This window comes from Okeania sp. SIO2B3 (genome assembly GCF_010672525.1).
In the GTDB taxonomy this organism is placed as follows: Bacteria; Cyanobacteriota; Cyanobacteriia; order Cyanobacteriales; family Microcoleaceae; genus Okeania.
This window is the reverse complement of record NZ_JAAHGH010000053.1, coordinates 21,372-46,481: the sequence shown is the minus strand read 5'-3', so window position 1 is coordinate 46,481 and position 25,110 is coordinate 21,372. Positions and strand designations below refer to the sequence as shown.

Genomic DNA, 25,110 nt, shown 5'->3' with positions numbered 1-25,110 from the left:
TTCTCAAACATCGCCTCAAAGCAAATCAACATCGTCCTGCTATTGAAGTAATTAAAAATTATGGAGATTTACCAAAAATTGATTGTTTTCCCGGTCAATTAAATCAGGTATTTATGAATATTATTGCCAATGCTATTGATGCTTTAGATGAATCAAATACTGGTTTAAGTTTTGCAGAAATTGAGGTTAATCCCAACCGAATTAAAATTACAACTTCAGTAGAAAATCAAGGAGTGAAAATTACCATTTGTGATAATGGTCCGGGGATGAATGAAGAAGTTAAAGCCAAGATTTTTGACCACTTATTTACAACTAAAGATGTGGGAAAAGGGACGGGTTTAGGATTGGCGATCGCCCGTCAAATTATCGAACAGAAACATGGAGGAAATCTTGATGTGGCCTCAACTCCTGGAGAAGGAACAGAATTTACAATTGTCCTTCCTCTTCAGTAAACAATAAGGTACAAAATTCTAGGTTTCAGGGAACAGGGAACAGGGAACAGGTATGGAGAGAATAGAATAGAAATAAAGATAGGTGTACCTCATTAGCCTGGGAAACGCTATAGAAAAGTCTTTATTTGAAATTATACAATCTAAAAACATGAAAGAATCACTGGAACTATATCGAAATCTTATATCAAATCCATTGGCTACGGTTCCCAAGAAATCGGAGTAATATAATTCCTTCGATCTTCATACAATGCGTAAGGGCGAATGGCCATTCGCCCCTACTGACTTTTAACTTCCGCGTAGCGGCACTACCACAATTCTATCAAACTCTATTTATTTTAATACTAAATTTTAACATTAATCAAGGAAAAAATGGCAAGAAATATTACAGAATCTTGGAACTCACACAGCAACAAAAATCAGTCCCAACATTGGTTGAGAACGACAATTGTTTTGCTCTGCCTGCTGTTAGCAGGGTATCTGGGTAATTACTTAAAAATCCCCATAATTCTCCATATAGACTGGTTATTTGGCAGTATTTTCACCATGCTGGTTGTTAGACTGTACGGGTTTACTTGGGGCACAATAGCAGCAGCAATTTCCAGCTCCTATACAATTTTGCTGTGGCACCACCCCTCTGCCTTTATTCTCTACACCCTGGAAGCGATTTTTGTCGGTTGGGGGCTGCGACGGCGCAGCAGCAACTTATTACTCCTCGATGTTTTTTATTGGGGAATTATCGGATTTCCACTCCTGTGGTTCCTCTATATCTTTGTCGCTAACATTCCCCCTCAAAGTGTTTTATTCATTTCCTTCAAAAATCCACTCAATCAAATTTGCAATGCCTTAATTGCTAGTCTGATTCTGACTCACACACCCATTGTTCAATGGTTTAGCATCAAGAAGATTAAAACTCATGCCTTTGAGCAAACCCTCCTGAATTTGCTAGTAGCTTTTGTCTTGCTACCAGCAATATTACTGACCATTTGGAACTGTCAGGATGCTACCTATGCTCAAGAGAACAACGTTTTAGTTCGCCTAGAAGACACCAGAAAAAATGTCAGTTCCGATCTACATAACTGGTATCATCACAACCTGGAAAAGTTGCAAGCACTCGCATCCAATATTCAAGATAGCGATCTATTCCGGAATAGTTCAAACCGTTCCCAACTCCAGGAAATAATTCAAATTGCTCAACAAACCGTTCCCGATTTCCGCAATCTTTACATTACAAACACAGATGGGCAGATTCTCAATTCAACCACTGTCGAAAACGCCAATCAAAATGTTACTCAACTAAACAGTTTACCACTTCAGGCCTTATTCACAGCAAAACAGCCAATGCTCTCTGAGGTGATGATGATATCCGATTCGCCGACGATATTTCAGAGTATACCCATTTGGCAAGATGACAACCTAGTGGGTCAATTTGTTGCAGAAATTGATGTAAGTACCCTGAAAGAAAGATGGCTATCCAGTCAGTCTACATCAAATCGGCTAGTGAGTTTATTAGATCTACGAGACCGGGTCATTACTACCACTCGCGAAGAACTGAAAGTAGGGCAACCCTTCGATCGAGACCGGAATGGTGAAATTTATCGGCTCGATCAAAATAGCCACCTTTGGGTACCGAATATTCCCAACATAGCTAAAGTCCGGCTCTGGAGAAAGTCATTTTACGTGCATAAAAGCGCTATTGGCGATGAACTTCCATGGATAGTGGCGATCGAAACACCGACTGCTTCCCATTTGGTAAAACTTGAGGGATTTTATACCAAAAGTTTCGCTATTCTGATGGCGATCGCTATCCTGGCACCTCTTTTGGCAAAACCCATTAGTAGCAGTCTAGTCAAACCTTTACTGCAACTTGCCAATCTCACCAGCAATTTACCCGATAAACTCACAGAACATCAATCGCTACAAATTCCAGCCAGTTCAATTACTGAAATTGAAACCCTATCTAATAATTTTCAACTCATGGCAAGTGTTCTGCAAGATAAATTTCAGGAAATTCAGCAAGCAAGTTTGGAACTTCAGCAAGCAAAAGAAACTGCTGACAGGGCAAACCAAGCCAAAAGCGAATTCCTTGCTAGCATGAGTCACGAGTTACGCACTCCGCTCAATGGTATTCTTGGCTACGCCCAAATCTTAAAACGCAGCGAACCTCTCACCCAAAAAGGGCAAAACGGCATCGATATTATCTACCAATCAGGTTCTCACTTGCTGAACCTAATTAACGATATATTGGATCTTGCCAAAATCGAAGCCCGAAAATTAGAACTGCATCCCACAGCCATCCATCTGCCTTCCTTGTTGCAAAGTATTGTCGAAATCATCCGCATTCGTGCCGAACAAAAAGGAATTACTTTTAATTTCCAGGTTAGCTCCCAATTACCTACAGGGGTTTGGGCGGATGAAAAACGTTTGCGTCAGGTGTCGATCAACCTTCTGGGCAATGCTATTAAATTTACCGAACGGGGTAGGGTGACTTTTAAGGTTGAATCCATCGGGGCAAAAATTCGCTTTCAGATAGAAGATACTGGGGTGGGGATGACTCCAGAACAAATCGAAAAAATCTTCTTGCCTTTTGAGCAAGTAGGCGATAGTAAAAAGCAAGCAGAAGGCACGGGACTCGGACTAACTATTACCCGTCAAATTGCTGCGTTGATGCAAAGTGAAATCCAGGTTCAAAGTGTATTAGGTGAAGGTAGCACCTTTTGTTGGGAAGTAGAACTGCCTGAAGTGAAAAATTGGGCAGCTACTTTGAGAGTCATGGAACAAGGCGTCATTCAGGGTTACGAAGGCGATAAACGCAAAATATTGGTCATTGATGATCGTTGGGAAAACCGTTCCGTATTAATTAATCTTCTAGAACCCATCGGTTTTGAAACTATCGAAGCTAACAACGGAAAAGAGGGTATCGAACAGGTATTGAAAACATCGCCGGATTTAATTATTACTGACTTATCTATGCCTGTAATGGATGGGTTTGAGTTTTTGCATAAGTTGCGTTCAGGAATTGACTCTGAAGGAGTATTCCATCCCCAACTGCAAAACCAAATTGTGATCGTCTCCTCTGCCAGTGTCTTTGAGAGCGATCGCCACAAAAGCCTAGATGCCGGGGGAAATGATTTCTTACCTAAACCAATACAAGCCAATACTTTACTAGAACTCCTGCAAAAACATCTGCAATTAAATTGGATTTATAACACACATAACACTGAGAAGCAAAATATTGAGGTTGATTCCGATGAAATTCAGCCACCTGAAAGAGAAATATTGCAGCAACTCTGGGAATTAGCTCAAGATGGAGAACTTGATGGCATCATTGAAATCACCGAACAACTTCAGGATACCAATACTACTGCCTTTAGCCAAGAACTGATTCGCCTGGCAGAAGCTTGCGAAATCAAACAAATGCGGGCATTTATCCAAAACTACCTCGTTTAAGATCAAATCCGGATGATTAGTTATCGTATTGCTCAGGAGTTAGGAGGGAAGAAAGAAGAATAAAGACAGGACTTACGCAAATTAATCTTTAAAACGCCATATGTAGGGGCGAATGGCATTCGCCCTCACGGGATTTATATCATGTTCAGATAATCAGTTATAAAAAACCTTCTGCCCTCTTCCTTCTGCCTTTGGCCCACAGATATTATAAGTATTCAACCGAACATAATATTAGTATCCGTGCGTAAGTCTTGAAAGAAAAAGTTTTTTTGACCGCGCTATTATCCGGACATGATATAACCGGATTTTATATAATAAGGAACACAAATCAATGCCAAATCCAACCCAACCATTTATTTTGATTGTAGATGACAACCCTACTAATTTGTCTGTGTTGTCAAAAGCATTGAAAGCATCAGGCTATAAAGTACGCATGGCAGTTGATGGTGAAGATGCTCTAGCTCAAGTGCAACGCCACCACCCAGACCTGATTCTGCTGGACATTGAGATGCCGAAAATAGATGGTTTTGAAACCTGCAGTCGTCTTCAGGCAAATCAAGCAACTAAAGGAATTCCAATCATTTTTATGACTGCTATAGCTGATACTGAAAACAAAGTCAAAGGTTTGTCATTAGGTGCAGTCGATTACATCACTAAACCCTTTGAAGAAGCGGAAGTGTTAGCTCGCGTCCAAGTCCACTGGCGATTAAAGCGACTGAGCGACACTTTAGAACAGCAGGTCAATGAACGCACTCAGGCGTTGCAAGAAGCTCAAGTGCAATTGGTACAACAGGAAAAACTCTCGGCACTGGGACAATTAGTGGCTGGGGTTGCCCATGAAATCAATAATCCTGTTGGTTGCATTGTCGGTAATGTCAGTGTCGCACAAGATTACATCAACGATTTATTAAGTATCATCGATCTCTATCACGAGAAATTTCCTCAACCCGGTGCGGAAATTGAAGAAGCACTCGAAGCGAGCGACCTAGACTATGTGCGAGAAGATTTACCCAAGTTAGTTAGTTCCATGAAAGATGCAGGCGATCGCATTAAATCAATTAGCAAAAGTCTTAGCTCCTTCTCCCGCGCTGATAGCGATACAAAAAAACCTTTTAACTTACATGAAGGTATCAATAGCACCATCCTGATTTTACGCCATCGCCTCAAAGCTAACGAAAATCGTTCCGCCATTGAAATTGTCACTGACTACGGCAAGATTCCGGAAATTGCTTGTTTTCCTGGACAACTCAATCAGGTGTTTATGAATATTATTGCCAATGCCATTGATGCTTTAGATGAATCAGAACTGAGAATAGATACAGAAAATCAAGCCGTTCCTCATCGCATTACCATTAAGACGCAATTGATAGATAAATGGGTGCAAATTGCGATCGCAGATAATGGCAAAGGAATTTCTGAGGAAGTGAAAGCTAAGATTTTTGATCATCTATTTACGACTAAAGCAATAGGGAAAGGAACAGGATTAGGGTTAGCGATCGCTCGTCAAATTGTGGTAGAAAAACATGGTGGTATAATTCAAGTTAACTCTGAACTAGGAGAAGGAACTGAATTCATCATCACCTTACCTCTTTCTTCTTCCTTTTTAAATTATAACTGTTAAACCCAATATGGTATTATTGAACTCCACTTGACTAATATCTGATAATTATGGAAGCAATTTGGCAAACCATCAAAAATCTCACAATTCTGAATATACCAGTAAGAATAATATTTTTTATAGTCCTGGTTTTAATAGCCACATTAGCCTTAAAACAATTATTAACCACAATTGTAATTAAGCGAATTGAGGCTTCAACTCGTAATACAAAAACCACCCTTGACGATCAATTAATTGCAGTTATTAAAGAACCTATCGCATGGTTCATATATTTACTGGGATTTCGAGTTATACAATTAATCTTAACAGATTATATTTCTCCCCAATTCAATCAAACAATTACAGGAATTATTAGCCTAGCAATAGTAGGTAATGTCACACTAATTATCTACCGTACATCTCCAATTGTAGGAGGATTTTTGAGAATTTTATCAGCTCAAACAGACACTGAATTAGATGATATTATTAGCCCCTATATTCCGAAACTATTGAGGTTAACTGCCATAGTAATTTTTGCCCTAAAAGCAGGAGAAGTATTATTAGGAACTTCTGCTACTGCAATATTTGGTTTAATCGGCGGTTTTGGTCTGTCATTAGGCTTATTATTTAAGGATGTTATTGTTGATTGGGTAGCGACAATTATAATTTATACTGACGCTTTGTATCGAGTAAATGACTGGCTTTTACTGCCAAGTGGTCTGAAGTGTACTGTACAACATATAGGTATTAGAAGTACAACAATTTATATACCCGATGAGGGAGTTACCCAGAAAATTCCTAACTCTAAAATGATTGATGGTAGCATCAAAAGTTTCTCTCAACAGCCAATTGAAAATAAGACAGGAGCTTTTATGTCGTATATTAAAATTGATGGTATTTCATCTAAAAAAATAGCTCATATCAGGGATAAAATTCGAGAAATACCAAAATCAATTGATATTTTATATGATTCTTGTTCAGTTAGATTTGAGGGATGTCAAGGAAATGCTCGTGTTATTAGAGTAATTGGATTTACTAATGATTTAAAGAATTATTCGAGTGCTTATGACCAATTAAATTTGGCAATATTGGCTTTATTGGAGCAGGAGGGAATAGATTTATTTCATGTGAATATTTTGAGTGATACAGAAACTTATAAAACTTGGCAGTATCGTGAAAATTAGGCAATATAATTTAAGTTCATTTCCGGTTGAATAGTTATAAATAATCAGGGAGGAGTCAGTATATATCTTTGAAAATTAATCTTGTTGCCTCTTCCTTCTTCCTTCTTCCCTCTTCCTTCTTCCTTCTAAATTTGGCAATATTGGCTTGATTGGAGCAGGAGGGAATAGATTTATTTTATGTGAATATTTTGAGCGATACAGAAACTTATAAAACTTGGCAGTATCGTGAAAATTAGGCAATATAATTTAAGATCATTTCCGGTTGAATAGTTATAAATAATCAGGGAGGAGTCAGTATATATCTTTGAAAATTACAGCGGTTTTCATATGAATAAACCACAATGATACTAACTCCTTACTCATTACTCCTTACTCCTTACTCATTACTCATTACTCCTACAACAGTTTTGTGGTCTACTCAACTGAAAAGCGCTGTAATCTTGTTGCCTCTTCCTTCTTCCTTCTTCCTTCTTCCTTCTTCCTTCTAAATTTGGCAATATTGGCTTTATTGGAGCAGGAGGGAATAGATTTATTTCATGTGAATATTTTGAGCGATACAGAAACTTATAAAACTTGGCAGTATCGTGAAAATTAGGCAATATAATTTAAGATAATTTCCGGTTGAATAGTTATAAATAATCAGGGAGGAGTCAGTATATATCTTTGAAAATTAATCTTGTTGCCTCTTCCTTCTTCCCTCTTCCCTCTTCCTTCTTCCTTCTAAATTTGGCAATATTGGCTTGATTGGAGCAGGAGGGAATAGATTTATTTTATGTGAATATTTTGAGTGATACAGAAACTTATAAAACTTGGCAGTATCGTGAAAATTAGGCAATATAATTTAAGATAATTTCCGGTTGAATAGTTATAAATAATCAGGGAGGAGTCAGTATATATCTTTGAAAATTAATCTTGTTGCCTCTTCCTTCTTCAGCAGAAATTAGTAGGATAAATTGAGAAATTTCCTATGGTTTTGGAAACTAAACTTCTACATTGATGATCGGAAAATAAAACCGAAAAATACTTACTCCAGTCCTCCCCTTTCCAAGGGGGGTTAGGGGGGATAGACTCACTATATATCTTTGAAAATTAATCTTGTTGCCTCTTCCTTCTTCCCTCTTCCCTCTTCCTTCTTCCCTCTTCCTTCTTCCTTCTTCCTTCTTCCTTCAGGATTGAATTAATTTTTCTGCTAATTGAATTGCTTCAGCTTTAGTAAAAATCTTCTCCTCAGCTCGTGCTATTTGAATTTCTGTTAATAGTTGACCAATTATCGGACCTTTAGGTAATTTTAGAGCTGCAATTAAATCATTTCCTTTCAACAAAGGAGTGGGGTGAGCAACTGGGTCTTCTGGATTAATATAACGTTTAATTAAACAATCAATTTCTGTTATGGATATTCCTTTTCCTACTCCTACAACTGCTAGAGCAGGAAAATTTTTTCCTATTTCTTGAAAGAAAAAATATTGCTTTCTGACAGACATTTGAGAAATTTCTATTTCTGACAGTTTAGCTAAACCTTTAATAACTGCTATTGTACTTCTAATTTCTGCATTGCTATACTTCAACCCCATCAACTCAACTTCCGCTTTTTCTGGATCGGAATTAACTAATATTGCTAATTTAGCGATCGCCAATAAAGAGGTTTTTACTGTATCGCGCACCCCCCTTGCTAACTCATCTTTTAACTGAGACCAATTTTTTCCTAACTCCTCTGCTACTATGTCTACTTGTTTTGCTATTTCCCAATTTTCTCCCGCAGTAGGAAAATAACTAGAAAGTAAACCATCTTTCCCAGCTTTTTCTATCCAAACCATACCTTGGGGATGACTCAATAAATAACCTAATTCTGTCTGCACTCTTTCTGCTGCAACTTGGGTCAGCAAAGGTGCAAACTCTCGAATAACTGTTTGAGTTTCTGGTGAAATAATAAAATCTAACTGCGCTGCTTGACGATATGCGCGTAATAGTCGCAGAGGGTCATCTCTGAGATTAGCAGACCTTACCATTCTAATGATACCATCCTGTAAATCCTTCAGAGCATTAAATAAATCTATCACCTCATCATTAAAAGGATTATAAGCGATCGCATTTATTGTAAAATCTCGTCGCCATAAGTCTTCTTCCAGACTATTACCTTCAATTTCAGCAAAATCAACTGTAGTCTCTTTAAATACTACCCTAGCAATTTTTCGTTCGGCATCCAATACCACAAACCCTGCTTGATACTGTTTCGCAATACTTCTGGCAATATTAACTGCTTGGTCGAGGAGAATAAAATCTAAATCCAAATAATCACTTTTGCGCTTCAGCAAAGCATCCCGCACAGATCCACCGACCAAATAAACAGGTTGGGGCAACATTTTTCGGTCAAATGGCCAATTTTCCGGAGATAAAGCAGACAGTGAATTTATCAACATTGCTCAAAAAAATCAACTAACTAAAGCAATATATCCAACATAGATTTTAGATTAACCTAGATATTTAAGGATATAAAAGTCAAGATACCAAATGGCTTCTATATACTATCTATAGCAGTCCTAAATCTCTAGTGAGAATTTGACTTTTCCCTATTCCCTCAAACTCTAAAATATCTCACAGGTCAAATTAAGATTGCTATATATTCCTTCTGAGTAAAAAATCATACAGGATAAAATTAATTTGAGCTAGAATATACACTCATAAAATCATTAAAATAGGGAATTATTGCATCAATTAAGATTAGAATTTAGCATCAACGAGGTACTTAAAAATGTGTATTTGTGTTAACTGCCACTATGTAGATCGATGTGTCACCTACCATGCTGTAGAAACTCAGCACGAACAACTTCATTTAACAGAAAATCCAGACTTTGAACCGGTTGAACCTACAATCAATGTTAACATTCGTCCTCAAAATAATGAAATTGAAATGGAGTGGGATGTTGTTGGTTGTGAAAGTTTTAAAGAAGAAATGGGTAAATGGGCAAAATTAAGACCAGGTGAACTTATCCCTACTTAAGGTAATTCTAATTCTTTATTTGGGTGCATCTCAATTTTGAATCAAGCCAAAAATTTATCGCTTTTAGGGAACAGGGAACAGGGAACAGGGAATATATAGGAAAAAAGTATTTTTGCTTGCTATGAGATGCACCCCTTTATTTCCCCTCCTTTTTATAGATAGAGGGGGGTTCAACAATTAATAATTAATAATTAATTATTGCTCTGCTGAATAAATCTAAAAGCATTAACATATAAAGATTTTAGCCTTTTTGGAATCAAAAAAAGTGCGCCTGTTTCATTCTAAAACACTCAAAAAGTTAGTATTTTAGGTAAGATTTGGGCAGAACAACTTTGGGACAATTTTTACTCCTACCTCCTCGCTCCCAAGCCATTTCTCCCCTCCCCTCCACCGGAGGGGTTAGGGGTGGGTTGGGAGGGGGAAGGGCTAGGGGTGGGTTGTCTCCTGTCTCCTGTCTCCTGTCTCCTGTCTCCTTTTTCCTATCTCCTATCTCCTATCTCCTATTTTATTCTAATGAGTTATTGCTACTTTCCCACCTGCAAAAATCCACAAAATCCTACTAAGGCTGAATTTTGTCAGAGTTGCAACTCACCATTGTTACTAATTCCTCCACTAAGTGCTGAAGATGAAAAAATAGAAACAAATAAAATTATTACTTCGCCAGATAATAATCTCAAAATAGCTAACCAGTCTCGCTACCGTATTCTTAAATTAATTGGGCAAGGTGGTTTTGGTAGAACTTTTTTAGCGGTAGATGAAAAAGATTCTATTCGACAAGTTTGTGTAATTAAACAGTTTTTTCCTCAGAATACAAATTATTACCATTATGACCAAAATTCTCTTCAATCTTCAGAAAAAATTTCTGGCAGTGAGTCTCTTCAAATAAAGACAAAAATTCAAAAAGCTTCAGAATTATTCCTGCAAGAAGCACAACGGTTAAAAACTCTAGGTATTCATTCTCAAATACCCAAACTGCTGACTTATTTTCAAAAGGATGGGCAACAATATCTAGTTCAAGAATATATTGAAGGCAAAAATCTCGCTCAAGAATTAGCAGAAAAAGGTGTCTTTACTGAAGCTAAAATTCGGGAATTGTTAAATGATTTATTGCCAGTATTACAGTTTGTACATAAGTCTAAAGTTATTCATCGAGATCTTAAGCCAGAAAATATTATTCGTCGCACTACTGGTCAACTGGTTTTAGTAGATTTTGGTGCTGCTAAGTTAGTAGAAAAAAAAGGTTTACCTAAAACTGGAACTATTATTGGTAGTGCTGCTTATACCGCTCCCGAACAACTTATGGGTAAAGCAGTTTTCGCTAGCGATATTTATAGTTTGGGTATTACTTGTATTCATCTTTTGACTCAAGTTTCACCTTTTGATTTGTTTGATAGTAGAAATAGTAAGTGGGTATGGCGAGATTATTTAAAAATGCCTGTTAGTAAAGAACTCGGTCTAATTTTAGACAAGATGTTGGAAGGTGCAACAAATCGACGTTATCATTCTGCCACTGCTATTATTAGACATCTTAACCCTCAGTCTAATTATATGGAAAATGTTTATTTCTCTCCTTCTTCAGCAGTGCCGAAAAAGTTGACTGAGCAAGCAGAAATTAGACGGGAGTTGCAGGAAATTTTGGCTAATGAGTCGGTTAAAGTTCAGGTGAGTCGTGTCAAAAAAACTTTGACTGTTGTTATTAGTAGAAATCCAGGAAAAAAGACTAATTATGCTCAAATTTTAAAGACTATTTCTGCGAAGTTAACTGATTTAAGATTGCAAAATATAGATAAGGTTAAATTACTAGGTAAGCTTCAGGGTAAGACTGTGCCAGAGTGGCAACAAATATTGAGAATGGACCGTAAAGCTAGGTGGAAAAATAAAATTTTGAGATTACAAAAAAATGAGCATTTCGTTCAGCTCTCACAGTTAGGAACTCAGAATTTTTGGTTGGCTAGATTTAAGGAAAAAGAATTTTGGTTAGATGCTTTGATGTTTGCTTTTGCTTGGTTTATTTTTGGCTATCGGATAATTATTTGGCATCCGATAATTGCTGTGATAATTGCATCAGTTTTTATTACGGTTAAACATCAGGTTATAAAACAGAATAAATTGGCGACTAATAATTTATTTTCTACTGTGGCAACAGTATTTTTAATCGTGGGTTTGTTAGGGGGAAAATTATGGATTTCTGATATTTTTGGGTTGCTTTTAGGTTGCTTATTTGTGGCTTTACCAATATTTTATGCTAGAGAGGAAATTTGAAGAAGGCAGAAGGCAGAAGGCAGAAGGCAGAAGGAAAAATTGCTTATACTGACACCGGAAGTATTTGTAGAAAATATTTATCACCCCTGGTATAACAGTTGATTTTAGCCAAAAATCAAGTTAATATTCTTTCTTTGTTCCTTGTTCCTTCTTCCCTCTTCCCTCTTCCTTCTTCCTTGTTCCTTCTTCCTTCAAAATCAATGACAAATACAGATAAAAAATACGGTTTAAGAATTCATACAAGTAGTAAAATTGATTTTAGCCAAAAATCAAGTTAATCTTCTTTCTTTGTTCCTTGTTCCTTCTTCCCTCTTCCCTCTTCCTTCTTCCTTTTAGGAATTCATACAAGTAGTAAAGTTGCTTTTAGCCAAAAATCAAGTTAATCTTCTTTCTTTGTTCCTTGTTCCTTCTTCCCTCTTCCTTCTTCCTTCTTCCTTCTTCCTTCAAAATCAATGACAAATACAGATAAAAAATACGGTTTAAGAATTCATACAAGTAGTAAAATTGATTTTAGCCAAAAATCAAGTTAATATTCCTTCTTCTTTCTTCCTTCTTCCCTCTTCCTTCTTCCTTCAAAATCAATGACAAATACAGATAAAAAATACGGTTTAGGAATTCATACAAGTAGTAAAATTGATTTTAGCCAAAAATCAAGTTAATCTTCTTTCTTTGTTCCTTCTTCCTTCTTCCTTCTTCCTTCTTCCTTCTTCCTTCTTCCTTCTTCCTTCTTCCCTCTTCCTTCTTCCTTCTTCCTTCAAAAAAATGACAAATACAGATAAAAAATACGGTTTAGGAATTCATACAAGTAGTCCCGAATTAGGTTTAGCTATTACTGATTTTGCTGAAGATATTCGCTGGGAAACTTGGAATTTAGGGCGAGACTTATCTACTCATTTACATCAGAAATTGCAGGAATTTATACCACCTCAAACTTGGCAGGATTTAAGCTTTATTGCTGTTGCTAAAGGACCAGGAAGTTTTACTGGTACTCGTATAGGAATAGTAACTGCTAGAACTTTAGCTCAACAGTTAAATATTCCGCTATTTGCAATTTCAACTTTAGCAGCAGTAGCTTGGTCATATAAGAATCAAAATCAGGATTTATCTCTACAAATGCCAGCTCAAAGAAATCAGTTATTCACAGCTATTTATCAACTTGAAAAAATGGGTATAAATCCTCTTTTAGAAGAAACACTAATGACTCCAGAAGCATGGGAAGAAACTTTGAAAAACTGGCAAAATTCCTATCAGTTAATTAAGGTTGAAAATGGTTTAGGAAAATCTGTTTTAAACCTGTTAGAATTAGCTAATTTAGAATGGCAAAAAGGAAAGCGATCGCATTGGTCTGAAGCATTACCTTTTTATGGACAACATCCCGTTCTTGAGCGGAGGACCCACCCCTAGTCTCTTCCAGGAGGCAGGGTCCATTTATTGTCACTAAAGAAAAATTGATAGGGATACGGGAAGATGGGGAGATTCTTAATATTTGCACAATTTCTTGTATTTCATATCCATATAAATATTCTCGCTACGACAAAGAATTAGCTTTGTCTCCCAGGAGGGGCAGGGTCAATTTATTGTCACCAGAGAAAAAAGGAGGGGGGTGGGGAGTGTGGGAAGCACAGGATCTCAAAAAAATATAGGGTTGTAAATATTCTCGCTACGACAAAGAATTAGCCCTGCCCAGGAGGGGGAATTGGTAGGGACGTTGCATGCAACATCCCTACAGAGAAGTAAACATAAAAATAATTAACAATTATTACTGCTTCGCAATGACATCTACTGGCCTTTTTATGCACTAATAATCGGTACTTTATTACCTGCAAATCCCTAATATATCTTTAAAAGATTAGTGAACTTCGCTTATTTCTGAAGAACTGAAGTTCTCAAAAATATAGCATTCTTTTTAAGAATTAGTCTTATACTCCTTACTATTTTTCTTCCTGCGTATCATCGTTTTTTTGCTTTTTGCGATTTGCCTCATTTTTTAGCTCTATTTCTGCTCTTGCATTTTCTTTTTCTTCCATTTTTTCTTGCCAATCATTCAATTTTTTGAAAAGTTTTTGATTAACCTTAAATACTGGTTTTTCAGACATTATTTTAACCTAATATATCTATGAAAAAAAAAATCAAATATATAGATACTATGTTAACCACTATCTACTTATTAGAGCTATGAAATATTTTTCCACAGGGGTAGTAAAATTCCGACTAAAGCGCCTATCAATAAAGCTATAATAGCTAAAGAACTAATACCAAACCCTAAAGCTCGCTTCTCCGCCGCCTGATAATAACCCCAGGCAAATAAAATTCGTCCCACTACCCAAACTGTGCCAATACCAGCACCCCATAGTGGGCTAATAGACAGAGAAAAAAGCCACAAAGATGGTAAAAATAAAATTATTTGTTCTACAGTATTTTGTTGTACTCTTAATACCCGTTCAAAATTTGGATCTCCAGTCATTTGAGGAGGGATAATGTTGTATTTTGATCTAGCTCTACCAACATTAATAGTCACAACAAAATACATGAATAAAGAGACAACTGTTATTAAACTCGGCCACAAAACTCCTTGTGTTTCTAGCATAGCGATCGCTTTTGAAAGATTATTTATTAAGGCAACTTTATTCACATAATAGTTTTGATGTTTATTTTTGACAAGTAGGCGATCGTCACCATTTTATTCTGAATATTATAATAGAAGTAAGAAGGAACAAAGCAACTATACCAAGGGTGAAAAAAGAATGTGACGAATAATAAGGGTAGTAAGGGCGAATAGCCATTTGCTAACCTAGAAGCTCTCCGCTTTACGTGTTGCGGAGCAAAACGCCCCTACTTTATAGGAGATATCTCTTGGACTAAAAAGATAAATTCCTACCTAAAAACTGTTATTAAAGCCATTCCCATACGACTCCTGACTCCTGAGTCCTGACTCCTGAGTCCTAAGAAATATCCTAGCTATTTGTAGCAAACATTTATCAAATTGGTATTAGTTATCTAGGACAGAAGAAATAAGGTTGATTATTGATATTTTGTTGTTTCTCCTGCGGAGTGCTACACAAACAGATATTCCATAACTCAAGAGTAGTAATGATAGTTACTATCAGAACTGGACTTTATTGAACTTTGTTGCATAGCAGTTGCCATTACTGTATTTGACATATCAAAAGCTTAAAACTTAGACAACTCCAGATTTTTCCTTTTCTCCTAGATAACTAAAGCCTTCTTTATTCTTCCTTCTGCCTATAGTTTACCTCCTGACAATAAAAATTTTGTACCGACCAATATTACTACTTTTGCCAGACTACTATTTCTTAAAAATGGTATTAGTCGTAATTATTTAATTATGAATTATCCGTATTTATACCCAAGTAATACCTCTTACATTTACAGCATCTCAGTAAACTTATCATCAAAAAATCTACTGAACTCTTAGATTATTCATCAAATCTTTACATAAAATTAAGTGATTATAGAGTAAGATTTATAGTTAGGGTGTCATCTAATTTTTATACTTAATCAGGCTGATAAAAATTAGTTTATAGATAGTACTAAGATTGTAATAGGCAAAAGTTATCAACCAGGGTGAATATTACAAACTTTAATCTGTATTTCACATTTTACCTAATTCATCACACATATTTTCAGGTAAATACGGATATTGAGCAGATTTTTATAGTAGCTCAATTTACTATCATAATCTCAAAAGTATAGGTCTAACAACTCAGTTCAAAATTCCAATTTAATTGTTATTTAAATATCTATTCTACTAAGCCAGATATAATCATCAACCATCGCAAAAATCAACTTTATTGAAGAGCAAGTTAAATTAGCTGATAATTAATTTCATAGGGGATGTTTTAAGAATGTCAAATTATAATTTAAACTCTTTATCAAATAATAATAATAATAATAATCGTAAATCTGCCAAACAAGAACAGCGACTTTATCAGCATTTACAAGACTTAGCTCGCCAACAAAACCCCGAAGAGTCAATTGGTAATTTTAGAGTTCTATTTATTGATGCTTCTGGATACTTTATCCCTGAAATATGGCAGGCAATAGAAACAATTATTGATGCCGATCCTGATGAAGAAGAATTTCATAACATTATCAATAGAAGTTGCTATATATTGATTAACTGTTGGTTACAAAATCCACAATTACAGAAATCAATCCCAGAGTTAGTAAATATATTCCAGGAAAAACCAAATAAACTACCCTCTTGTTGGACTTCTAAACGTGTACGCACTTTAATTCGCAGTTTTACTGAAACTGAAAAATATATTGCCTTACAACGTTTGGCTAAGATGTTTATCAGGGAAACTCAAGAAAATACAAAAATTGTAGACCGGAAGTTAGAAAAATTAATCGATCGATATCCATATCTATATGAACATTGTTTTCTCAATGATGAGAGTACCGATGAAGAGCAACAAGAAATTAAAATGATGAGGCTAAAAAAACAGCAAAAATATGAAATAAATTTATCTAAATATATCACTTATCAAAAATTGCGCAGGAAAAGCAATTCTGTTGAAAATCCTACTTTAATGAGAGACGAAGAATTGAATCAAGCAATTAAGTATTTTACAACAAAAATTTATGACCGCCAAACACTACGAGACCAAGCTCAACAGTTTAAAACTTATTGTGATTTAACTTGTTCTTATCGTAATTTTAAAGATGGGCTATATGAATACTTAACTGATACAATCGATCCTGGTTATAGTAAACGTCAATTTAATCGTAAATTATATCATAAATTACAAAATACTTGGTCTGATAATAATACTCAAAAACCCAATGATTCTCTAATTTTAGGTACTTGCCAAAAAATGTTAGATTTTCTCGTTGTTGAGAGTCTTGAGCAACCAAAACATTTTATTTTTTATGACTTGATTAATAATCTTGGAGCAACAATAGTAATTGGAATGTTGTTGAAGATTGTACTATTTTGTCACCAAGCTAAACCTTATTTAGAACAAAAATTTTCTATTCTGTTTAATCATTATCAAGGAGCTACCACTGGTAAAGTTTGGTGGTTAGTAAAGTCAATGGAAACTCTTAATGTTGCTTTTAGCACTAACTTAGGAGGGATAAACCGATGCTGTTTTTAATGATTTATTCTGCCTGCTTCCAATATTAAAATTATAGTAATTCATTTGATTAATTCTAGTTCCCATTTCCCCTGCTGATTCCAGTCCGCCTCTAATTCCCCTCCTGGGAGGGGGAGGGGCGAGGGGTGGGTTAGGTCCCCCCTGCTGATTCCAGTCCGCCTCTAATTCCCCTCTTGGGAGGGGGAGGGGCGAGGGGTGGGTTAGGTCCCCCCTGCTGATTCCAGTCCGCCTCTAATTCCCCTCCTGGGAGGGGGAGGGGCGAGGGGTGGGTTAGGTCCCCCCCTGCTGATTCCAGTTCCCCTCTAATTCCCCTCCTGGGAGGGGGAGGGGCGAGGGGTGGGTTAGGTATCCCTCCAGTCCCCCTCCAGTTCCCCTCTAATTCCCCTCCTGGGAGGGGTTAGGGGTGGGTTAGGTTGGCTAGGTTGCGCTAGGAGTGAGTCTTAATCCAATCCTCAATCACCCCCAAAACTCCCTCCACCTCACCACAAACTTCTTCTTCCTGAAACCGCAAAAATCGCACTCCCAAGGACTCCAAACGCCCTTGTCTTTCTGCATCCCGTTGTTGTGCTTCAGGACTATCATGGGAAGAACCGTCAATTTCAATGGCCAGCATCAGCTTTTTGCAATAAAAGTCAACGATAAATCGATCAATGGGACGTTGGCGATCGAAGTCATGGCCACACATTTGCTTTCCTTTAAGGTGTTTCCAAAGAGTTGCTTCTCCAGGGGTCATGTTTTTGCGAAGTTCTCTGGCTCTTTCTTTTAATATTGGATTGTAGGGAATAATTTTAACTGCCATAAGAATGGTAACGCTTTTTTTGAGTCCTACTCTAACACACTTAACCCAACCCCTAGCCAAACTAACCTCTAAGCAAATACCCCTAAATCTAACCCACCCCTAGCCTAACCCAGCCAACCAAACCCACCCCTAGCCCCTCCCAGGAGGGGAATAAGAGGGGAACTTAAAGGGAATAAGAGGGGGGAGCGATCGCCTTCCAATTAGAAAGAGCGATCGCCCTATTTCCTCACTTCAGAATTAGGTGTCATGTAGGGGCGAATGGTATTCGCCCACCGAGCGCGATCGCCTGACCGTTAGAGAGAGCGATCGCCTTATTTCCTTACTTCAGAATTACCTCAAATCCTTTTAGTGATTGCCCTCTTTCCTGACTTGAGTTCACATCCTTAGCTTTGATAATCCAATTGACATAGATATTCTTGGGGCGAGTCTCATCTCCACCGGATGACTCTGTCGATAAATCACCTTCCTCGTCATACACTCCTTGACGACCGCCACTATTGCCCTTACTTTGGTTCCTATCGCTAAACGGGAGTGGGTGCGTATGCGGTCCCACCGCATCCTCCTGGTACGAACCAACCTTATCGCCAGTATTTGAACCTGGAGCGGACTCTGTACGGCCTTCAGCATCTGGATCTTGTCCTGCTCCATGATCTACGCCTCGGACAAAGCGTCCTCGCAAATCGGGTACATTGAAGGTTGTGACATTATCACCAGTTCCAAAAGAACCACCTATGATTTGATACAGTTCTGAATATTCATCCCTTAAATATGCATCGCCATCGCAGACAAGCCAACCTTGACCTTCTAATTGTCCTTTGGCGCTACCGTCAACCAAGCCTCCGTAGGCAGTTATTGTTCCAATAGGGACTTCACCAGCACTAGCAGAATTAACTTGTGTACCGAAGATGAGAGTAACAGCGAGAAGTATGGCGATCGCTGCGCCAAAAATACGTTTTTTGTTCATAAGTAAAGTAAAGATGTTCTTTAGTTTCAGTGTTTACTTGATTGTTCGATCCAATTTCCTTGGACAAGAAATAAGGGTTTGATATTTCCTGTTATGGGGGTCGGATCGATCGCTTTTGATTGCGAATTTTCATAATTTCAGATTCTCCTTTGTCTGCTTAAAGTGTAGATTTGATATTTCGCTTCCCATTCAAGGATTCGACGTCGGTGTTACCATCCCCTTGATTACTACTGAATATTTTCCACAAACGGCTAATTAAATAAGGGTTTGAGCCATCTCCATCAAAAATATAGCGTTTGCGCCAAGATGTTTGTTCGGGATAGTTGGGATCGGTATCTGCTTTTTCTTGTAGTTCGGTTCCATCGTCCCAATCTCCGGTAAACCAACCTTCTTCAGTTAAACGTCCGACGATATCATACTTTTTATAGAAGATTATCTGAGATGTTAACGCTACTGCATCTACCATAAATCGAGGATTACCTGCGCGATCGTAGATATATGAGGAAATCGTACTGCATTATGATTTCCCAAGCGTTCGGTTGTGAATCTTCGGGTGGTACAAACTGATTAGGAAGTAAGACTTTTACTACATTTCCTGCATCATCATATATACTGCGAGTGGTTTGATAAACATCGCTTCCTGCTTCAATGGGACCTGTTTTTTTGGCTAAAGTACGTCCTAATTTATCTGTGAGAGTATAAACAGGTGTTCCGTCTGCATCTGTTAGCTTTTCGACTAAATATTCTCCTGATGGATAAGAATCTTCTGCAAAAAATCCTTCTGTATTTGTGCCATATTCCTTGCTAACAATATGGGTGTTACCATTGCCGATAGCAAATGCTTTGCCTGGTATTCCTTGCTGTATCGGACGACTCAAGGGCGATGCTTCATATACTGTCCTGCTGTAGGGATAACCTTCATCATCAGGATAATAATTCGCAACTTCTCCTGTTAATTCTCCTGACTCCCAATCAATACTCTCAACGAATGATGTTCGATAACCGAAGAAAGTATTATCAAATTTTGCTGCTTTAGTAGCGATCGCCTGACGACTTAAAGTGTCATAAACGATTTCTGTTACTAGACAGTTGCTTCCTTCTAATGCTTGAGTTTGCTTTTCTTTCCCAGCACCATCACTGTAGGTAATCGCAATTTGAGGATTTTTAAAGGTAACGATATTGGCAAAAGCTACTTCATCCGCAGTGAATATTTCTACCGCTCCGGTAATATTATCTGTTATTGTCTCAGCAAATATTTGTTTACCGTCAGCATAGAATAAAACGGTATTATTGGCAGCGACTAATAACCATTCATGGGGAATTGAACCTGTATTAGGAACTTCGGAAGCGGTACCATTCAGGGTTAGAGTCCAACCTTGATTTTGCGTCCAAGTTACAGTTAATTGACTACCAATGCGAATACCTAAAGGTTGTTCTGGTGTCTTGCTAGGATGAACTGACAACCTGACTCCATAGTTACTAAAGGATGCAGTAGATTGATAAGTAATGGTGTCTAAGGTATTTCCTGTATGAACCAAAGCATTATTTTCTACCTCCCAATTATTCCCCTCCTGTTCCCCTCCAGTTCCCCTCCTGGGAGGGGTTAGGGGTGGGTTTTCCCCTCCAGTTCCCCTCCTGGGAGGGGTTAGGGGTGGGTTTTCCCCTCCTGTTCCCCTCCTGGGAGGAGTTAGGGGTGGGTTGACTGTTCCCCTCCTGGGAGGGGTTAGGGGTGGGTTGACTGTTCCCCTCCTGGGAGGAGTTAGGGGTGGGTTGTCCCCTCCGGAGGTAGATTGCCAATCTTGCCGCCATTGTTCACCATTAATAAAGTTAGCATAGACTCCTCCTCCTGCGGCACCAATAGTCAGAACACTATTAGGTTTATTTTGAGAAAAGACATAATTTTCATCATCATTTTCTTGTCTAGTCAAATAAGATGTCGTAACCGCACTAACTGTTTCAGCAATGCCAATTTCTGCTACTTTTCGTTGAAAAGAGTCATGGAAATTACGGATGGTATCGCCACTATTTCCAAGTTGCGCGCTGACAATTTTGTACTTAGGTTCATAGACATTTCCTTGGAAACTACCGATCAAAGGAATAAAGCAAATATCATCAATTAAAAGATATTTTGATGTTTTTTGATTTGATATTTCTAATTCTAAACTTGCCCCTTGAATTTGATTAGGACTAATTACAGACTGCCAATATTTCCACTCGCTGTCAGTTGCTTCAATGTCTACAACAACAAGATTTCCTACAGGCTCATTATTGCTGTAAAATTGTAGTTTTACTTCAGCTTTACCACCATCTGTTTCAAAACCTGTTTCTGTTTTAAACCAAGCAGAAATAATATAACTTTGCTGAGTATTTGTTATTGTCAGATGTGTTTTTTTAGAAAGAGTAATGTTAGGATTAAGTTGCAAACTAGCAACTCCTGTATGAGCATCTCCCGTGATAATTAAATCAGTTATATTCCCCTGATTTATACTCCAATCACTGAGATTTTCGTAAGCTTCAAAACCTGTATAGGTTGCTTCTTCAAAAGTGGCATTACCAAACTGAGCAATAGGATAAAATTGCTGGTTATCTAAAATAACTGAACTGTGAACTCCATTCACATCAATTGAATCTTGTTCTACTCCATTTGAAGTCCGAGAAATTACTTCTGAAACCTTCAACCAATCTGTTGTATTGGGTTCATTTGAATTATCCCATTGTTCAAAAACAGCATTTTCATTAAGTCCTTGATAAGTTCTGTATAAACCCCATTTTTCCTCTCCCCAATCTTTCCAAGTAGAAACAGCAATAGCGGTTGTTTTATCATTAGTTTGGTTAATAGTTTGCACAACAGGAGTCAAGATATTTTGTTGCCTCAATCCATCATATTTTTCCCAACCATAAACAGAAGTTTGTATCAGTGTATCCTCTTCGCCTAAACTGTTGTAATTCTTAGTTGTCTGTGTTTTTAAGAATCCCGTTGCTGAGTCATATTCATATTCAACCTGTTGTTTAACTCCCACATAGGAGGCATTTTCATTAGAATTTGTGCCGCTAATTTCTTGACCATAGATAATACTTTCTTCCTGTTTTTGTTGGGCATAAAACCCGTACAAATCAACTTCACTTGACTCTCCTAATAGCTTTCTTCGGGTTATTACTTCATACTCAATAGTTTGAGAACTTAGCTCATCACCTGTGGAATTATAAACTTTTTGTTGATGCAGATAACCATGTAACAAGCTATAGTAATATTCAGAATTTCCTGGAAAATCCTCTTCCTTGAATCCTAAAACTGCTCTTGAAAGTCCATTAAAGAAGTAATATTCAGTCTTTCCAAAAGGAGTCGATTGTGAATTGTCACTACCTTGAATTACCGTAACCTGAGAATATTCAGTAACAATTCCTTGAACACTAATAACTATCTTACTTGTATCATAATCATAGTTAGTCTGAACTTCTTGATATCCATCATTAATAGTTACTTGAACAACCGGAAAAGCAGTAACGTTGCCTTGAATTGATTGATTAGAAACATAATATAAATTCAAGCTAGAAGCTTGCTCAAAATCATCACTTCTGTAAGTAACAAAAGCATTAAATCCAGCTAATATTGTTCCAGATTTACCCTTACTATTTTCATCATCAACATAGATTCTTTCCGCCGTAAGATATTTAGTATCAACAACTTTGCCATTTTTTAATAACAATATCTGAGTGTCTCCATTATCCATCTCATAAGCGATATAAGAAGGTGCGCGGTTAATGATACTTTCAGGTTTAACTCCTGATGAAATTGATTGTGTATCTTGATTTAGCGATCCTTGATTATCTTTGTAAAATATACCATTTCCAATTGTTACAAAATTACCATTAACAGTTGGTTGATACTCATTTTTTGACCAAGAACCATTTATACTAGGGTATTCCCACTGATTATCGTAAGGATTGTATGCTTTTATATCAGTAGAATTAGAATTTGAAGCGATCGCTAAATCCGAACCATAACCAAATTTAGTTACTTCATCCCCACTACTAGAAACATTCAGATTACTATCTATCCAATCGCTGCCATTGTATCGCCAGAGATTACCAATATTTCCTACTAAACTACCTGTAGTAATAGAAGAGAAAAAAGGTTCTTCTGTCTCTTGAGGTACATCGTAGTAATTAGTTACAGGAGAACCGATATTAAACTCAGCATCCCATCTATAGATTTGCACTTCATAATCAATATTAGTATCAAAGGATTTAATAAAAGTTGCTGTAGCAGAACTATTACCTAAACTCCAATTAAAATAGGGATTATCTTCATCATCTTTTTCAACTGAACTGATAGTAGCAATTTCTTTTCTAGTCCAATATTTGTAAATTTCATCTTGGTAATATAGCACCAGTTCACAGTTTTTAGAAGCAACATCATAGATACTGATAGTGAAATAATTATCGAAAGCAGCTAAACTATAATTCCCTTGATTTATAGTTATACTTTGATCCTCCCACCTTTTTAACTGCTGATTCCAAACATATCGGCCTAATTGTGTCGTACCAGAAGCACAGAAAACCACAAAATTATTACCAACAGCAAGGTGTGTTTGAACATCACTTGCAGCTAAATCTAAAGAGTAATTTTCATAAGTCCATTCCCCAAAACGTCCCATCTCTTGATGAAATAAAAAAACATTCATCAAATTTTGATTTGTTTGCTTAAAACTCAGGGCAAAGAAATCTGCTTGAGTTACTACCTGCAAACTATCAATATCTAGCTGAAAATTAAACCCTCCTGTGCTTGGTGAATCATCTATCCAATTACCATTCCAACTATAGACTTTAACATCTAAATTTCCCAGACTATCATCATAATAAGTAACTACAACATAATCATTTCCAAACCAAACACGAGGAATACCTTCCCCATAAATAGTCGTTGTGTGAGAAGTCCCGACTAGATTCTTTTTTTCATAATTCAAAGTAGCTATACCACCCGCAGGATAAGTAATATTCTTTAATGCACCACGATGGATATTGTTATTTATTTCCTGGGTTTCATATTCAAATTTATAACCCGGTAAAGACTCTCCCTCTGGATTTTTCTGAGTTATTCTCGTGAGATAACGTTTATAGAAATCTGGGTCATTAAAATCATTCAAAGAAACATTATTAAATTCATAATCAAACTGAAGAGAAAATAATAGTGAATTAGATTCTTCTTTCACTTCAATAGAGCTAAGAAACCTCGTTTCATATCTATCCTGATAAGCATAAACATTTCCGCTAGGTTCATGGGGAATTTGATATTCTCTTATTTGGTTATCATACTGTTTATCTTCATAGTTAAAAGTAATAGTACGTCCATCTAAAGCAGTAATTTTTGTTAAGTAAGGAGCTTGGGTATATTCATAACCGCCACTGCCAATTTGTTTTGAATCAACTAATTCATAGCTAAAAGTAACTTTTTCTCCCCAAATATTTTCGATTTCTGCTAAATTCCAACCTAGTGCAAAAGGTTCTTGTCCTGATATATTCGTAGTGCTATCAATCCAGTTACCATTCCTGCCACCCCATTTTACTCCCCATTGAATATATGGATTATTTTCTGGGAAATTATCAGTCTTCCCACCATAAATTTGCTTGATTCCATTTTCCTTAATAATCACCCATTTTTCTTCATCTCGGTAATAGCGAATATCCCAAGGTTTATAGTCTTCCGTTTCAAAATTCCATGCACCATCTTGAGTTGTTCCATCTTGATACAACCGATTAGCCGAACCACCAGAAACAAGATAATATCGGTTATCATAGATAGCACCTGTATTTCTGTTGTCAATAGCAATCATCTCGTATGGCATACTCCATCCCAATCCGAGAATACCCGTCGGTGCTTCCAAATTCCAGGTGTCCACTAGATTTTGAATATTACTCTGGTAGATAATGACGACTTTCACATCTAGATCGCCTCTACCAGGAAGTGATATTAACTCTAAAGGAAGGTTAACATCACCTCGAAAGAGATTAACTGCATTAGGAATATTTCCGATACCTCCGCCATCCATCTGAAACGTTTGGATAGCAGGAAGTTGAGATAAGGTACTTGGAGAATAATTACTAGAAACCATAATAAATTTGTCCAAAGTCCAAAAAGTTTGTCAAGCAGAATTTTTTTCCTACTTAAATAAGACGATCATTGCTATAAATTTATTACGAAACTCAAAAATAAATTTTTTTTCCTAATCAAATAAAAACAAACTGCCGTTTGCACCTACATACGGTGTACAATTATATGTTTTGGG

The 25,110-nt window shown here is 37.0% G+C and carries 18 protein-coding genes; 8 read left to right on the top strand and 10 right to left on the bottom strand.

What is annotated here, in order from left to right; all coding sequences use genetic code 11:
• The 4 genes from F6K15_RS25150 to F6K15_RS25135 form a co-directional block, all read left to right on the top strand.
• Window positions 1-452 (top strand): sensor histidine kinase (locus F6K15_RS25150; RefSeq protein ID WP_293065898.1); only part of this gene is annotated, 452 nt, incomplete at its 5' end.
• Window positions 453-821: 369 nt separating this feature from the next.
• Window positions 822-3,899, top strand: coding sequence for an ATP-binding protein (locus F6K15_RS25145; RefSeq protein ID WP_293065895.1), 3,078 nt, complete (start codon window positions 822-824; stop codon window positions 3,897-3,899).
• 331 nt (window positions 3,900-4,230) lie between these two features.
• Window positions 4,231-5,520 (top strand): sensor histidine kinase, encoded by a 1,290-nt coding sequence (locus tag F6K15_RS25140; protein WP_293065893.1) that lies wholly within the window; start codon window positions 4,231-4,233, stop codon window positions 5,518-5,520.
• A 47-nt stretch (window positions 5,521-5,567) separates the two neighbouring features.
• Window positions 5,568-6,680 carry a mechanosensitive ion channel family protein gene (locus tag F6K15_RS25135; RefSeq protein ID WP_293065891.1) on the top strand — a complete coding sequence of 371 codons (1,113 nt, stop codon included), beginning with the start codon at window positions 5,568-5,570 and terminating at the stop codon, window positions 6,678-6,680.
• Window positions 6,681-6,755: 75 nt separating this feature from the next.
• Here F6K15_RS25135 and F6K15_RS25130 read toward each other — a convergent pair whose 3' ends face one another.
• From F6K15_RS25130 to F6K15_RS25115, 4 genes are all read right to left on the bottom strand, one after another.
• A complete protein-coding gene (locus F6K15_RS25130) occupies window positions 6,756-6,920 on the bottom strand; it encodes a hypothetical protein (RefSeq protein ID WP_293065888.1) in 165 nt (54 codons plus the stop codon).
• A 143-nt stretch (window positions 6,921-7,063) separates the two neighbouring features.
• Window positions 7,064-7,279: a hypothetical protein gene (locus tag F6K15_RS25125; protein ID WP_293065885.1), complete on the bottom strand. Its 216-nt coding sequence runs from the start codon at window positions 7,277-7,279 to the stop codon at window positions 7,064-7,066.
• A 71-nt stretch (window positions 7,280-7,350) separates the two neighbouring features.
• Window positions 7,351-7,515, bottom strand: coding sequence for a hypothetical protein (locus tag F6K15_RS25120; RefSeq protein WP_293065883.1), 165 nt, complete (start codon window positions 7,513-7,515; stop codon window positions 7,351-7,353).
• A 331-nt stretch (window positions 7,516-7,846) separates the two neighbouring features.
• Window positions 7,847-9,097 (bottom strand): CCA tRNA nucleotidyltransferase, encoded by a 1,251-nt coding sequence (locus F6K15_RS25115; RefSeq protein ID WP_293065880.1) that lies wholly within the window; start codon window positions 9,095-9,097, stop codon window positions 7,847-7,849.
• 332 nt (window positions 9,098-9,429) lie between these two features.
• Here F6K15_RS25115 and F6K15_RS25110 point away from each other — a divergent pair, with 332 nt between their 5' ends.
• The 3 genes from F6K15_RS25110 (at window position 9,430) to tsaB (ending at window position 13,344) form a co-directional block, all read left to right on the top strand.
• Window positions 9,430-9,678: a Ycf34 family protein gene (locus F6K15_RS25110; protein WP_293065877.1), complete on the top strand. Its 249-nt coding sequence runs from the start codon at window positions 9,430-9,432 to the stop codon at window positions 9,676-9,678.
• 513 nt (window positions 9,679-10,191) lie between these two features.
• On the top strand, window positions 10,192-11,940 hold the full coding sequence (locus F6K15_RS25105) for a serine/threonine-protein kinase (RefSeq protein WP_293065875.1): 1,749 nt from the start codon (window positions 10,192-10,194) through the stop codon (window positions 11,938-11,940).
• 762 nt (window positions 11,941-12,702) lie between these two features.
• Window positions 12,703-13,344: a tRNA (adenosine(37)-N6)-threonylcarbamoyltransferase complex dimerization subunit type 1 TsaB gene (tsaB, locus tag F6K15_RS25100; protein WP_293065873.1), complete on the top strand. Its 642-nt coding sequence runs from the start codon at window positions 12,703-12,705 to the stop codon at window positions 13,342-13,344.
• 527 nt (window positions 13,345-13,871) lie between these two features.
• Here the strand turns inward: tsaB and F6K15_RS25095 are convergent.
• Both F6K15_RS25095 and F6K15_RS25090 read right to left on the bottom strand, forming a co-directional pair.
• A complete protein-coding gene (locus F6K15_RS25095; protein ID WP_293065870.1) occupies window positions 13,872-14,036 on the bottom strand; it encodes a hypothetical protein in 165 nt (54 codons plus the stop codon).
• A 77-nt stretch (window positions 14,037-14,113) separates the two neighbouring features.
• The gene (locus F6K15_RS25090; protein ID WP_293065907.1) at window positions 14,114-14,527 is read right to left on the bottom strand and encodes an MAPEG family protein; all 414 of its coding nucleotides are present in this window, start codon (window positions 14,525-14,527) and stop codon (window positions 14,114-14,116) included.
• 1,279 nt (window positions 14,528-15,806) lie between these two features.
• Between F6K15_RS25090 and F6K15_RS25085 the strand changes: the two genes are divergently transcribed.
• The gene (locus F6K15_RS25085; protein ID WP_293065867.1) at window positions 15,807-17,060 is read left to right on the top strand and encodes a hypothetical protein; all 1,254 of its coding nucleotides are present in this window, start codon (window positions 15,807-15,809) and stop codon (window positions 17,058-17,060) included.
• Window positions 17,061-17,487: 427 nt separating this feature from the next.
• On the opposite strand, the gene F6K15_RS25080 is transcribed toward F6K15_RS25085, so the two are convergent.
• The 4 genes from F6K15_RS25080 to F6K15_RS25065 form a co-directional block, all read right to left on the bottom strand.
• Window positions 17,488-17,859: an endonuclease domain-containing protein gene (locus F6K15_RS25080; RefSeq protein ID WP_293065864.1), complete on the bottom strand. Its 372-nt coding sequence runs from the start codon at window positions 17,857-17,859 to the stop codon at window positions 17,488-17,490.
• Window positions 17,860-18,178: 319 nt separating this feature from the next.
• Entirely contained in the window at window positions 18,179-18,823 is a 645-nt protein-coding gene (locus F6K15_RS25075; protein ID WP_293065862.1) for a tail fiber protein, read from the bottom strand.
• 157 nt (window positions 18,824-18,980) lie between these two features.
• Window positions 18,981-19,289, bottom strand: a complete 309-nt coding sequence (locus F6K15_RS25070) for a hypothetical protein (protein WP_293065860.1) — start codon at window positions 19,287-19,289, stop codon at window positions 18,981-18,983.
• Between the two features lie 10 nt (window positions 19,290-19,299).
• Window positions 19,300-24,936, bottom strand: coding sequence for a DUF6443 domain-containing protein (locus tag F6K15_RS25065; protein ID WP_293065857.1), 5,637 nt, complete (start codon window positions 24,934-24,936; stop codon window positions 19,300-19,302).
• Window positions 24,937-25,110 lie beyond the last annotated feature (174 nt).